Source organism: Variovorax sp. GW821-FHT09D07 (assembly GCF_059416345.1).
In genome coordinates, this window is the sequence record NZ_JBWKOY010000007.1 from 269,860 (window position 1) to 283,225 (window position 13,366).

The window sequence follows — 13,366 nt, forward strand, 5'->3', positions numbered from 1 at the left end:
TGTGGCGCGGCCCGTGCATTCGTGCTGGCGGTGCGGCTACAGCAGGCGCTTGAGGTAGCGGCCCGTGTGACTCGCCTCGTTCGCCGCGATGTCTTCCGGCGTGCCTTCGCCCACCACCGTGCCGCCGCCGGCACCGCCCTCGGGGCCCATGTCGATGAGCCAGTCGGCGGTCTTGATGACGTCCAGGTTGTGCTCGATCACGACGATGGTGTTGCCCGCGTCGCGCAGCTGGTGCAGCACCTTCAGCAGCAGTTCGATGTCTGCGAAGTGCAGGCCGGTGGTCGGTTCGTCGAGGATGTAGAGCGTGCGGCCCGTGTCGCGTTTGCTGAGTTCAAGCGCGAGCTTCACGCGCTGCGCCTCGCCGCCCGAGAGCGTGGTGGCCGACTGGCCGAGCTTGATGTAGCTGAGGCCCACGTCGAGCAGCGTGCGCAGCTTGCGCTCGATGGTCGGCACGGCCTTCAGGAACTCGTGCGCCACCTCGACCGTCATCTCGAGGATCTGCGCGATGTTCTTGCCCTTGTACTGGACCTCGAGCGTCTCGCGGTTGTAGCGCTGGCCGTGGCAGACCTCGCAGGGCACGTAGACGTCGGGCAGGAAGTGCATCTCGACCTTCACCACGCCGTCGCCCTGGCAGGCCTCGCAGCGGCCACCGGCCACGTTGAAGCTGAAGCGGCCCGGGCCGTAGCCGCGCTCGCGCGCGGTGTTGGTCTCGGCCATCAGTTCGCGGATGGGCGTGAACAGGCCCGTGTAGGTGGCCGGGTTGCTGCGCGGCGTGCGGCCGATGGGCGACTGGTCGACGTTGATGACCTTGTCGAAGTACTCGATGCCTTCCACCGACTCGTGCGCGGCCGGCTCTTCGTGCGCGCGGTACAGCGTGCGCGCGACGGCGGTGTAGAGCGTGTCGTTCACCAGCGTCGACTTGCCCGAGCCCGAGACGCCGGTCACGCAGGTCAGCAGGCCCACGGGGAAGGCGACGCTCACGTTCTTCAGGTTGTTGCCGGTGGCGCCGACGACGCGAATTTCTTGCAGGTCGGTCTGCGAGGCCAGGTGCGCCGCCTCGCGCGCCGCGCGGCGTTCGGCCGCGGGGCTCTGCGGAAAGCGCGAGGGCTTCTTGCCTTCGTTGAAGGCCGGCTTCTTCACGGCCGGCAGCCAGGCGGTGCGGTGCTTGGGCACCTCGATCTTCTTCACGCCCGAGAGGTACTGGCCGGTGAGCGACTCGGGGTTGGCCGACACCTGGGCGTAGGTGCCCTGCGCCATCACGCGCCCGCCGTGCACGCCGGCGCCGGGGCCCATGTCGATCACGTGGTCGGCGGCGTGGATCATGTCCTCGTCGTGCTCGACCACGATCACGCTGTTGCCGATGTCGCGCAGGTGTTTGAGCGTGCCGATGAGGCGGTCGTTGTCGCGCTGGTGCAGGCCGATGCTGGGCTCGTCGAGCACGTACATCACGCCCGTGAGGCCCGAGCCGATCTGCGAGGCCAGGCGGATGCGCTGCGCCTCGCCGCCCGAGAGCGTCTCGGCGCTGCGGTCCAGGCTCAGGTAGTTGAGGCCCACGTCGTTCAGGAACTTGAGGCGCAAGCCGATCTCGCGCACCACCTTGTCGGCGATGTCGGCCTTGGCGCCGCGCAGCTTGAGCGTGCTGAACCAGGCGTAGGCGTCGCGCAGCGTCAGGTGGCTGAGTTCAAAAATGGCCATGCGCGGCGGCTCGCCGCCGTTCGCGCCCACGTGCCCGGCATCGTCCACCAGGAACACGTTGCGCGCCTCGCGCCGCAGCCGCGAGCCGCCGCAGTCGGGGCAGGGCTGCTGGTTGCGAAAGCGCGCGAGGTCTTCGCGCACCATCACCGAATCGGTCTCGCGGTAGCGCCGCGTCATGTTCGGGATGATTCCCTCGAAGGGGTGCTTCTTCGTGAGCTTCTTGCCCGCGAAGTTGCCCGACTCCATGGTGTAGTTGAACTTGATCTCTTCGCCGCCCGAGCCGTGCAGCAGCGTCTGCTGCACCGAGGCCGGCAGCGACTCGAAGGGCGCGTCGACGTCGAACTTGTAGTGCTTGGCCACGCTCTCGACCATGCTGAAGTAGTAGCCGTTGCGGCGGTCCCAGCCCTTGATGGCGCCGCTGGCGATCGACAGCGACGGAAACGCCACCACGCGCACCGGGTCGAACACCTCGCGGTGGCCCAGGCCGTCGCAGCTGGGGCAGGCGCCCACGGGCGAATTGAACGAGAACAGGCGCGGTTCGAGCTCCGACAGCGAGTAGTGGCAGATCGGGCAGGCGAACTTGGCGTTGAACAGGTGCTCCTTGTCGGGCGCCCCCGCAGCGCCATCGGCGCTGCCTTCCGGCTTTGCACCCAGCTCCAGCGCAATGGCGCGGCCCTCCGCCAGGCGCAGCGCGGCCTCGAAGCTCTCGGCCAGGCGCTGCTGCATGTCGGGGCGCGCGCGCAGGCGGTCGATGACCACGTCGATGTCGTGCTTCTCGGTCTTCTTGAGCTTGGGCAGGTCGTTGTATTCGTAGGTCTGCCCGTCGACGCGAAAGCGCACGTAGCCGGCCGCCTGCATCTCGGTGAAGAGCTCGAGGAACTCGCCCTTTTTCTCGCGCGCCACGGGCGCCAGGATCATCAGCCGGGGCTCGTCGGGCAGGGCCAGCACCGCGTCGACCATCTGCGACACCGTCTGCGCCTGCAGCGGCAGGTGGTGGTCGGGGCAGAAGGGCGTGCCGGCGCGGGCGTACAAGAGGCGCAGGTAGTCGTGGATCTCGGTCACCGTGCCCACGGTGGAGCGCGGGTTGTGGCTGGTGGCCTTCTGCTCGATGCTGATGGCGGGCGACAGGCCCTCGATCACGTCGACATCGGGCTTGTCCATGAGCTGCAGGAACTGCCGCGCATAGGCCGAGAGGCTTTCCACGTAGCGCCGCTGCCCCTCGGCATACAGCGTGTCGAACGCCAGGCTCGACTTGCCCGAGCCCGACAGGCCGGTGATCACCACCAGCTTGTTGCGCGGGATGTCGAGATCGACGTTCTTCAGGTTGTGGGTGCGCGCGCCGCGGATGCTGATGCGCTGCTGGGCGAGCAGGGCGCCAAGGTAGGCGTCACGCTCCGGGGTGTCTTCAGTGGTGGGTGAATTCAAGGGGTGCGGTCGTCCGAGGGCAACCGGACATGATAGAGGGGCTGGCTCCGCCTGTCATGACCAGGGGATGGACGGCGGCGGACGCCACCGCCCAGGCTGGCCGGCGCCGGGCCGATTTCGGCTCAGGCAGAATGGAGGGTTCCTCTCAACCTCCTCCTTCATCTACTTATCAGGGGCAGTGCATATGGCATCGGTCAATAAAGTCATCGTCGTCGGCAACCTGGGGCGCGACCCCGAAATGCGGACATTCCCGAGCGGCGATCAGGTCGCAAACGTCACCGTGGCCACCACCGATCGCTGGAAAGACAAGCAAAGCGGTGAGATGCGCGAGGCCACCGAATGGCACCGCATCGTGTTCAACGGCCGCCTGGCCGAAATCGCCGGCCAGTACCTGCGCAAGGGCTCGCAGGTGTACGTCGAGGGTTCGCTGCGCACGCGCAAGTGGACCGACAAGGACGGCATCGAAAAATACACCACCGAAATCCGCGCCGACCAGATGCAAATGCTGGGCAGCCGCCAGGGCCAGGGCGGCCCGTCGGGCGGTCCGGAAGACGACGGCGGCTACTCGCAAGGCGGGGGCGGCGGCGGTGGTTACTCGCAAGGTGGCGGTGGTGGCGGCGGTGGCGGTTACGCCCCGCGTGCTCCCGCAGCCGCACCGCGTGCCCCGGCACCGGCGCCGCGCCAGGCGCCGGCCAAGTCGTCGTCGGGCTTCGACGACATGGACGACGACATTCCGTTCTGAAACCGGCTCCTTGAGCTTTTCAATGAAGGCCTGCCTTTTCGAAGGCAGGCCTTTTTTTTGCCCTTTTTATTTCGAATTCTCTCCATGGGCGGTCGTGCCCGGGAAAGTGCTGTCTTGCCAAGGAAATGCAGCCTCTTTGTTCGTCTGGCCGTTGAGCGCAGGGGAAGCGTTTGACGGGAGCCCCTTTTCGACGGCAATGACTGTGTTCAGAGGGGCAATTCCCGGCGGCAATCAACCCATTGGCTCCGGCCGTTCTGCTGAATAGCGCCGTTCAGCAGCGCATCGCCGTCGGCCGGTTCGCCGCGATTGGTCCGTCCCGGCGCGCGGAATTGGTCCTTGTCCCGCACCGTGCGGCGTCGGAGCATGCAGGCCATAGAACACCGAGACAAGCACGACATGCAGAGCGCCGCCTCCCACTGCCCGCCATCGACCGTCGCACGCGCCGAAGTCCAGGCCCTGCGGTCCTCGAAGATCCGCGAGGTCGCCAATGCGGGCATGGACCGCAAGGACATCCTGCCTTTCTGGTTCGGCGAGCCCGACGAGGAGACGCCGGACGAGATCTGCGGCGCTGCGATCGCAGCCCTCGAGAACAGGCGCACCTTCTACGTCCAGACGCTGGGCGAGCCCGCGTTGCGCGAGGAGATCGCCCGGTACCTGTCGCGCTGGCATGGCCCGATCGGCGTTGAACGGGTGGCGGTGACGAGTTCGGGCACGCATGCGCTGATGCTGGCCCTGCAGGCGCTGCTGAACCCCGGCGACCGCGTCGTGGCCGTGACGCCGTTGTGGCCCAACCTGGTCGAGATGCCCAAGGTGCTGGGCGCGCACGTGGAGACCGTCGCATTGCAGTTCACCGCGGCGGGGTGGGTGCTCGACGAGCAGCGCCTTCTGGAAGCGCTTCGGCCGGGCACCCGCGCGCTGCTGCTGAACGCGCCCAACAACCCGACGGGCTGGACCCTTTCGCGCGAGGCGCAGGAAGCCATCCTCGCGCACTGCCGGCGCCTGGGCATCTGGATCGTCAGCGACGATGTCTACCAGCGCATCAGCTTCGATGCGCCGTGCGCGCCGTCCTTCCTGGACATCGCGACGCCCGAGGACCGGGTCATCAGCTGCAACTCCTTTTCCAAGGCCTGGCGCATGACCGGATGGCGCCTGGGCTGGATCGTGGTGCCGCCGGCGATGCTGGGCGACATCGGCAAGCTGATCGAGTACAGCAGCACCTGCGCGCCGCCTTTCGTGCAGGCGGCGGGGGTGGTCGCCCTGGCGCGCGGGGAAGATGCCATTGCCCGCACCGTCGAGCGGCTGCGCCAGGGCAGAGACCACCTGGCGGCGCGCCTGGGGAGCGTGCCAGGGGTCGAGCTCGCCGCACCCGCGCGGGGCGCGATGTACACCTTCTTCCGTGTCGAAGGCGTGACGGACAGCCTCGCGTTCTGCAAGCAGCTCGTGGCCGAGGCCGGGCTGGGGCTGGCGCCCGGCGTGGCCTTCGGCCCCGAGGGCGAAGGCTACCTGCGCTGGTGCTACGCGAGCGGCACGGCGCGCCTGGACGACGGCGTTCGCCGCCTGGCCGCCTACCTGGAACACCACCCAACCACACGATGAGGATGCGATGAACACCCAAGACATTGCGGGCGCCCTTTGGCAAGCCATGGAAGACGGACGCCACATGCCGTCGGAATGGGCCGGGAAGTTCTCTCTGCAGCAGGGCTACGAAGTGCAGCTGGCCCTGTTGCACAAGCGCCTGGCCAGGGGCGAGCGGCAGACGGGCTGGAAGGTCGGCCTCACCGCCGAGGCCATGCGCGTGCAGCAGCAGGTGCACGAGCCCTGCTTCGGCTACCTGCTGGAAAGCGGCCGGCATGCGAGCGGCCAGGCCTATCGTTTTTCCGAACTGATCGCGCCGGGCTTCGAGAACGAGCTGTGCCTGACCATCGGCAAGACGCTGCGCGGACCCGGCGTGAGCCTGGAGGAGGTCGCTGCCGCCGTGACGCATGCGGCGCCGGCCCTGGAGATCGTGGAGGTCCGCGGTCCGTTCGCCGGCAACCTGGCGCTGGCCATGGCGGACAACGCGCAGCAGAAGGCCTATGTGACGGGGGCGGCCGTGCCGCTGACGGCCGACAACCGCGACCTGGCCGGCGCCAACGTGACGGTGCAGGTCGACGGCGCGGTCAGCGAGACGGCCTCCGGCTCGGCGGTCATGCAGGGCGGCGGGCTGCTCTCGGTGCTGTGGCTGGCGAACAAGCTGGCCGAATTCGGCCTGGCGCTGGAGGCGGGGATGCAGGTGATGTCCGGGTCCTTCACACGGCAGTACCGCGTCTCGCAGGGCATGCGGGTGCATTCCTCGTTCGACCGCTTCGGCACGGTCGCCGCGAACTTCATCTGAGGCAAGGGGTCGCCATGGATCTGGGTATCAAGGGCAAGACGGCGCTGGTGTGCGCCGCGAGCAAGGGGCTGGGCCGGGCATGCGCGTTCGCGCTGGCGGAAGACGGCGCATCGCTCACCATCGTGGCGCGCGGCGCACAGGCGCTCGAGGCCACCGCCAATGACATTCGCGAGGCCACCGGCGTGCACGTGCGCACGGTGGCCGCCGACGTCACCACGGTGCAGGGGCGGGCGCTCGTCCTCGAGGCCTGCCCCGCGCCGGACATCCTGGTGACCAATGCTGCAGGCCCCAAGCCGGGCGACTTCCGCCAATGGACGTGCGACGACTGGATGGTGGCGCTCAACGCCAACATGCTGACGCCCATCGAGCTGATCAAGGCGACGGTGGACGGCATGATGGCGCGCGGCTTCGGCCGCATCGTCAACATCACCTCGTCCTCGGTGAAGGCGCCCATCGACATCCTGGGCCTGTCCAACGGGGCGCGCAGCGGGCTCACCGGCTTCGTGGCGGGCCTGGCGCGGCGCACGGCGCATCGCAACGTCACCATCAACAACCTGCTGCCCGGCTCGTTCGCCACCGACCGCCTGCGCGCCACGGTGGAGGCTGCCGCGGCCGGGTCGGGGCGCTCGTTCGAGGCCGAGCAGACCGAATGGCAGGGCCGCAGCCCGGCCGCGCGCTTCGGCGATCCGATGGAGTTCGGCCGCGCCTGCGCCTTCTTGTGCAGTGCCCATGCCGGCTACATCAACGCACAGAATCTGCTGCTCGATGGCGGGGCCTATCCCGGGACCTTCTAGGCGAAGCGCCAGCACCGTTCAAAAGGAACTCACTTGAGCGACCCCCAACGACAACAGGGCAGGCAGATCGTGTCTGCCACCGGCATCGAGAAACGCTTCGGCGCGCTGGACGTGCTGCGCGGCATCGACCTGTGCGCGCACGAGCACGACGTGGTCACGCTGATCGGTGCCAGCGGCTCGGGCAAGAGCACCTTCCTGCGCTGCCTCAACCTGCTCGAGGTGCCCGACGCCGGCACCGTCGCCATCGATGGCGAGGAGATCCGCATGCGCCGGTCGTCGGCAGGGCAGGCGAGCCCTGCCAGCAAGAGCCAGGTGAACCGGTTGCGCGCGGGCATCGGCATGGTGTTCCAGAACTTCAACCTGTGGAGCCACATGACCGTGCTGGAGAACGTGGCCATGCCGCCCATGAAGGTGCTGGGGCTGTCGCGCCGCGAAGCGACGGAACGGGCCGAGGCGCTGCTGGCGAAGGTCGGGCTCGGCGACCGGCTGCGGCACTACCCGGCCCACATCTCGGGCGGCCAGCAGCAGCGCTGCGCCATCGCCCGCGCGCTGGCCATGGAGCCCAAGCTGCTGCTGTTCGACGAGCCCACGTCCGCGCTCGACCCCGAGCTCGTGGGCGAGGTGCTGAAGGTGATCCGCCTGCTGGCCGAGGAGGGGCGCACCATGGTGATGGTCACCCACGAGATGGCGTTCGCACGCGAGGTCTCGACCGAGGTCGCCTTCCTGCACAAGGGAAAGATCGAGGAACGCGGGGCCCCGGCCGACGTGTTCGGCAACCCGCGCAGCGAGCGTTGCCGCAAGTTCCTCGACAGCGTTCTGTAGCCACGACATCACGAACCAAGAACTGGAGACGAAATGAAGAAATGGTTGTTCGCAGGCCTGCTGGCCGCGTGCTCCGTCGCCGCCATGGGCCGCGAGATCAAGGCCGGGGTGCAGTGCACCTATCCGCCCTTCAACTACCGTGATGCGTCGGGCGAGCTGAAGGGCTTCGAGATCGACATCGCCCGCGAGATCGGGCGGCGGATGAACGCCAACGTGCAGTTCGTCTGCCTGGGGTTCGACGGGCTGATTCCCGCGCTGCTTTCCAGGAAGATCGACGTCGTCACGTCGAGCCTGTCGATCACCGAGACGCGCAAGAAGAGCATCGACTTCTCCGTTCCCTACCGGGCCTCCACGGCGCGCTTCGTGGGCCGCAAGAACGGGGGGCTGCTCCCGATGAAGCCCGACAACACGCCCAACGCGGGCGCGCTCAAGGGCAAGGTGGTGGGCGTGCAGCGGGCCACCACCAACGACAGCTACCTTGCGGGCGAGTTCTCCGGCGTCGAGATCACGCGCTACGACTCGGCCGAGAACATGCTGCTGGACCTCGTGGCCGGCCGCATCGACCTCATGCTCGTGAGTCCCATGAAGGTTCGCACCGACTTCCTGGAGAAGCCGGAAGGGCGCAACTACGAGTTCGTCAGCCCCGAGATCGAGGCGCCCAAGTACCTGGGCGAAGGCGTGGCCGTCGGCTTGCCCAAGGGGAGCACGGCGCTGCGCGACGAGATCAACGCGGCGCTCAAGGGCATGTTTGCCGACGGGACCTTCAAGGCGATCAACCAGAAGTACTGGAGCTTCAGTGTGCTGCCCGCGGTCTGGCACTGACGCCGTCGCACCGCCGAATCCGCTCACCGATTTCTGACGACACCATGGACATGTTCAACGGCTGGGGGCCGACCATCGCGCAGGGCGCCTGGACGACCGTGGAGGTGGCGCTGGTGTCGTCGGTGTTCGGCATCGCGCTGGGGTTGCTGGGCGCGGCGGCCTGCCTGTCCCGCTTCAAGGCGGTGCGCTGGCTGGCCGAGGCCTACATCACGGCGATACGGGGCATCCCGCAACTGCTGCTGATCCTGATGGTGTACTTCGGCAGCACGGTGGTCTTGAGCCGGCTGCTCGCGCTGGTCAGGCCCGACGCGGGCATGGTCGAGATCCCGCCCTATCCGGCGGGTGTGTTTGCACTGGCACTGATCTTCGGCGGCTACGCCTCGGAGGTGTTCCGCGGCGCGCTCACGGCCATTCCCCGCGGGCAGGTGGAGGCCGGCATGGCCGTGGGCATGGGCACCCTGCAGATCTTCTTCGTGATCCAGTGCCCGCAGATGCTGCGGCTGGCGCTGCCGGGCCTGGGCAACATCTGGATATCGACGCTCAAGGACACCTCGCTGATCTCCATCGTGGGGCTGAGCGAGCTGATGAAGGCCTCCGAACTGGCCACCAGCGACACGCGCCGCGCCCTGTTCTTCTACCTCAGTGCCGGCGCCATCTACCTCACGCTGACCGTGCTGAGTTCGCTCGTGCTGCATCAGCTCGAGCGCCGCGGTGCCCGTGGAGAAAGGACGGCCTGACCATGGATGTCGAACTCATTGTCGAGAGCCTTCCGGTGCTCTGGCAGGGCGCGCTGCTCACGCTGGAACTCTTCGCGATCACGATGGTGCTCGCGACGCTGCTGGCGGTGCCGCTGGCCATCGTGCGCGTCCAGAAGGCCTGGTGGCTGCGCTGGCCCGTCGAGGTCTTCTCGCAGGTCTTCCGGGGAACGCCGCTGCTGGTGCAGATCTTCATCGTGTACTACGGCATTGCCCAGATCGATGCGGTGCGCGACAGCTGGGCCTGGCCCTACCTGCGCAAGCCGTACTGGTGCGCCGTCATCACCTTCGTGCTGAACACGACGGCCTACGCCGTGCACATCTTCCGCGGGGCGATCCAGGCGGTGCCGCACGGGGAGGTCGAGGCCGGGCAGGCCTTCGGACTGTCGTTCGGTGCGCTGTACCGCCACGTCATCCTTCCACGGGCGATGCTGCTGGCGCTGCCGGCCTACGGCAACGAGGTGATCAAGACGATCAAGCGCACCTCGCTGGCCAGCGCCATCACGCTCTCGGAGCTGACGGGCGTGGCCAACACCCTGGTGGCGCGCACCTTCGCCCCCTACGAGATCTTCATTGCGGCCGGGTTGATCTACCTTGCCTTCGCGTTCGCCGCCAACCACCTGGTGCGGCGGCTGGAGCACCGCATGTCTCGCCATCTTCGCCACTTGCCGGCGCAGCACGGCACCGGGCCCATGCCCACTTGATCCAGGAGACCGCGTGTCCACTTCTTCCGTTCCCGAGTCGGCGATGGCCGAATTCCTCGCCTTCGCCCATGGGCTGGCCGACGCCAGCGGCGCCATCCTGCGCGAGAACCTGTACAGCCGCAGGGGCTTCGAGTCCAAGGAGGACGACAGCCCCGTCACCGTCGTGGACAAGCATGTCGAGCAGACGCTGCGCACGCTGATCCGCCACCGCTATCCCTCGCATGGCATCCTCGGCGAGGAGTTCGAGGGCCAGGACCTCGATGCCGAGTACGTCTGGGTGCTCGACCCGATCGACGGCACCAAGGCCTTCATCACGGGCATTCCCATCTACGGGACGCTGATTTCGCTGGCGCGCCACGGCACGCCGATCATCGGTGTGATCGACCACCCCATCACCAACGACCGATGGGCCGGGGCGCAGGGCCAGCCGTCCACCTTCAATGGCCAGCGCATCCGCAGCCGCGAGTGCCCGTCGCTGGCCGACGCGCTGGTGTCGTGCAGCAACCCGGAGCCCTTCGGGCCGCGCGAGCGCGAGGCGTTCGAGACGCTGCGCAGCGCCGCCAAATGGTGCGTGTACGGATCGAGCTGCTATGCGTACGGCTGCATCGCCAACGGAACGATCGACATCGGCATCGACTGCGGTCGCCACCGCGAGGTCGACTATTGCGCGCTGGTGCCGGTGATCGAGGGCGCCGGCGGCGTCATCACCGATTGGGAGGGGCGTCCGCTCACGATCTACTCCGGCAACCGGCTGGTCGCGTCGGGCAACCCCCGCCGCCACGAGGAGGTGCTGCGCATGCTTGCGGGCGCCTAGCGCGGGCGACCGGGCCGTATATTCGAAGGCCGCCGCAGCCCTGTCCGGCATGGGCGGCATGGAGATCTCGTATGCCGCGGCACTTCAACTACCCGACCTGGAGTTCGCTCTCGCTGGACCGCAGCGGCTCCGATCCGCTGCACGTGCAGGTGTTCGAGCAGATCCGCCAAGCCATCGTGCAGGGCCGGATCTCCAAGAACTCGCGGCTGCCGCCCACCCGCCAGCTGGCCGCGGAACTCGGCGTGTCGCGCAACACCGTGGTCCTGGTCTACGAACGGCTGCTGGCCGAGGGCTATGTCAGCGGCCGCGTCGGGGCGGGCACCTACATTGCCGCCGTGCTGCCCGAGGAGCGCAGCGCGCCGGCCGGGGCGCCGTCGAATGCGCCTGTCGCCGCGCCGGCGCCCCGGCACATCTCGCGGCGTGCGCAGGCGATGTCCGAGCTGGCGCTGCCGCCCGAGCGCAATGCCACGTTCGACCTCAGCCCGACCGTGCCCGCGCTCGACCAGTTGCCGTTCGAGCAGTTCGCCAAGGTCTCGTCGCAGTACTGGCGCTCGGCGCCGGCCGCGGAGCTGGGCTACGGCTCGCCGATGGGGCTGCCCGAACTGCGCCAGCAGATCGCGGACTATGTGGGCGAGGCACACGGCATTTCCTGCCTGCCGGACCAGGTGCTCGTGGTCGACGGCACGACGCAGGGCTTCGTGCTGGCAGGCCAGGTGCTGACCGACCACGGCGATCGCATCATCGTGGAAGACCCCGGCTACATCACCCGGCTTGCCGCCTTGATGGGCTTCGGCGCGGACCTGGTGCCCGTGCCCATCGACCTGCAGGGCCTGGACAGCAGCCGGTTCGACAGCCATGCGCCCGACGCGCGGCTGATCGTGGCGTCGCCCACCAACCAGTTCCCCTTCGGCAGCACGATGCCGCTGGAGCGGCGCCTCTCGCTCCTGCAGTGGGCGCACGAGCGCAACGCCTGGGTGATCGAGTACGACTTCAACAACGCCTTCCATTTCCGCGGCAGGCCGCTGCCTCCGCTGGCGGCGCTGGACCACGGGGGGCGGGTCATCTACATCGGGAACTTCAACCGTTCCATCTCGCCCGCGCTCAACCTGGCCTACCTGGTGGTCCCGCCCGACCTGGCGGACGCTTTCGCCTGCGCCACGCAGATCTTCTCGTTCAAGGCCTCCATGCCGACCCAGGGCGTGGTGGCCGACTTCATGGCGAGCGGGCAGCTGGCGGCCCACATCCGGCGCATGGGCGTGCGCTATCGCGAACGCGCGCAGCTCATGGAGCACTGCTTCAGGACGCTGGTGGGGCGCGATTTCGAGCTGTCGACCACCGGCTCGGGGCTGCATCTGTCGGCCATCTCGCGCACGCCGATCGACGATGCGGCGGTTTCCCAGGCGCTGCTGGCGCACCGCATCGACGTGCCCGCGATCTCCGCCTACTGCCTGAGCGAGCAGGTCCGCACCGGCTTCGTCTTCGGGTTTGGGAACACGCCCGCCGAGCGGATCGCCCCGGCGTTGGCGCTCTTCGGCAGTGCGGTCGCGAATGCCTGAGGCGCGCCCACTGCCCTTCAATTGTTTCGAATCCGTGAACACCGCGGTTCGTTTTGCTACGGGTTTTTACCTAGATCGAGGCGCACAATTCATCTCACGGACCAGCCCTCAAAGCTGATCTGGGTGAACAGGGCCCCGAGCGAGGTGGCCGCCCTCCGAAAAAGAACAGAGGGGCGGTGACCCACCCAAGACCGGTTCGACATCCGAAGCAAGAACTTGAACTGAATTGAAGAAGGAAGAAATCCAAATGACCGCCTCGAAGATCCTCTCCGCCGTTGCTGTTGCCCTGATGGCCGTTGCCGGCGCCGCCCATGCCGAAAGCTATGAAGGCGTGCATCAACTGACCTCGGCCGCCAGCCGCGCCGACGTCGCCGCCCAAGCCGTCGTGGCCGCGCACAGCGCCAACCCCTACGCCACCGGCGCCAACGCAGGCCCCGCGCAAGTGATCGTGTCGACCGCCAGCCGCGCCGCCGTGCGTGCCGACGCTGTCGCCGCCGCACACAGCGCCGACCCGTACGCCGAAGGCGCTTCGTCGGGCGTGGCCCCGATCGTCGCCAGCACCGTCGACCGCGCTGCGGTTCGTGCCGCAGCCCGCGCTGCCGCCCACGGCGACGCACTGCCGCTGTAAGCAACAGCCCGAATGCTTCGCCGACGGGATCGGCGAAGGTTCCAGGTCTTCATGAAAAGCCGGCCCTGCCAACGCAGGGCCGGCTTTTTTCATGGGCCATGACCGTGAATTCTTGGCCGAAAGTCACATTGCCTTGGCCTTGCGCATCCCTCATGATTTGGGCGCGGGAGGGATGGCCGCCAGAGCGCATGCTTTCGCATTAACGCATTGCCGTGGTGCGGACACGCGAGAATCG

Annotated in this window: 12 protein-coding genes; 11 read left to right on the forward strand and 1 reads right to left on the reverse strand. The window is 67.9% G+C overall.

What is annotated here, in order from left to right:
- Nucleotides 1-36: 36 nt before the first annotated feature.
- Entirely contained in the window at nucleotides 37-3,120 is a 3,084-nt protein-coding gene (uvrA, locus tag AC07OX_RS24065; protein ID WP_495262123.1) for an excinuclease ABC subunit UvrA, read from the reverse strand.
- A gap of 184 nt (nucleotides 3,121-3,304) precedes the next feature.
- Here uvrA and ssb point away from each other — a divergent pair, with 184 nt between their 5' ends.
- From ssb to AC07OX_RS24120, 11 genes are all read left to right on the forward strand, one after another.
- Nucleotides 3,305-3,862 carry a single-stranded DNA-binding protein gene (gene ssb, locus AC07OX_RS24070; RefSeq protein ID WP_062480453.1) on the forward strand — a complete coding sequence of 186 codons (558 nt, stop codon included), beginning with the start codon at nucleotides 3,305-3,307 and terminating at the stop codon, nucleotides 3,860-3,862.
- 396 nt (nucleotides 3,863-4,258) lie between these two features.
- Nucleotides 4,259-5,458, forward strand: coding sequence for a pyridoxal phosphate-dependent aminotransferase (locus tag AC07OX_RS24075; protein WP_495262124.1), 1,200 nt, complete (start codon nucleotides 4,259-4,261; stop codon nucleotides 5,456-5,458).
- A gap of 7 nt (nucleotides 5,459-5,465) precedes the next feature.
- Entirely contained in the window at nucleotides 5,466-6,236 is a 771-nt protein-coding gene (locus tag AC07OX_RS24080; protein ID WP_495262125.1) for a 2-keto-4-pentenoate hydratase, read from the forward strand.
- 14 nt (nucleotides 6,237-6,250) lie between these two features.
- Nucleotides 6,251-7,030: an SDR family oxidoreductase gene (locus tag AC07OX_RS24085; RefSeq protein WP_495262126.1), complete on the forward strand. Its 780-nt coding sequence runs from the start codon at nucleotides 6,251-6,253 to the stop codon at nucleotides 7,028-7,030.
- Nucleotides 7,031-7,063: 33 nt separating this feature from the next.
- On the forward strand, nucleotides 7,064-7,852 hold the full coding sequence (locus AC07OX_RS24090; RefSeq protein ID WP_070063414.1) for an ABC transporter ATP-binding protein: 789 nt from the start codon (nucleotides 7,064-7,066) through the stop codon (nucleotides 7,850-7,852).
- Between the two features lie 33 nt (nucleotides 7,853-7,885).
- Complete coding sequence (locus AC07OX_RS24095) at nucleotides 7,886-8,674, forward strand: transporter substrate-binding domain-containing protein (protein WP_495262127.1); 789 nt, start codon at nucleotides 7,886-7,888, stop codon at nucleotides 8,672-8,674.
- Nucleotides 8,675-8,718: 44 nt separating this feature from the next.
- On the forward strand, nucleotides 8,719-9,411 hold the full coding sequence (locus AC07OX_RS24100; RefSeq protein ID WP_062480466.1) for an ABC transporter permease: 693 nt from the start codon (nucleotides 8,719-8,721) through the stop codon (nucleotides 9,409-9,411).
- 2 nt (nucleotides 9,412-9,413) lie between these two features.
- Nucleotides 9,414-10,133, forward strand: coding sequence for an ABC transporter permease (locus AC07OX_RS24105; protein WP_062480468.1), 720 nt, complete (start codon nucleotides 9,414-9,416; stop codon nucleotides 10,131-10,133).
- A gap of 13 nt (nucleotides 10,134-10,146) precedes the next feature.
- Nucleotides 10,147-10,947, forward strand: a complete 801-nt coding sequence (locus AC07OX_RS24110) for an inositol monophosphatase family protein (RefSeq protein ID WP_206167823.1) — start codon at nucleotides 10,147-10,149, stop codon at nucleotides 10,945-10,947.
- A gap of 71 nt (nucleotides 10,948-11,018) precedes the next feature.
- Nucleotides 11,019-12,503: a MocR-like pyridoxine biosynthesis transcription factor PdxR gene (gene pdxR / locus AC07OX_RS24115; protein WP_070063410.1), complete on the forward strand. Its 1,485-nt coding sequence runs from the start codon at nucleotides 11,019-11,021 to the stop codon at nucleotides 12,501-12,503.
- A gap of 247 nt (nucleotides 12,504-12,750) precedes the next feature.
- A complete protein-coding gene (locus AC07OX_RS24120; RefSeq protein ID WP_062480474.1) occupies nucleotides 12,751-13,131 on the forward strand; it encodes a hypothetical protein in 381 nt (126 codons plus the stop codon).
- Nucleotides 13,132-13,366: the final 235 nt, after the last annotated feature.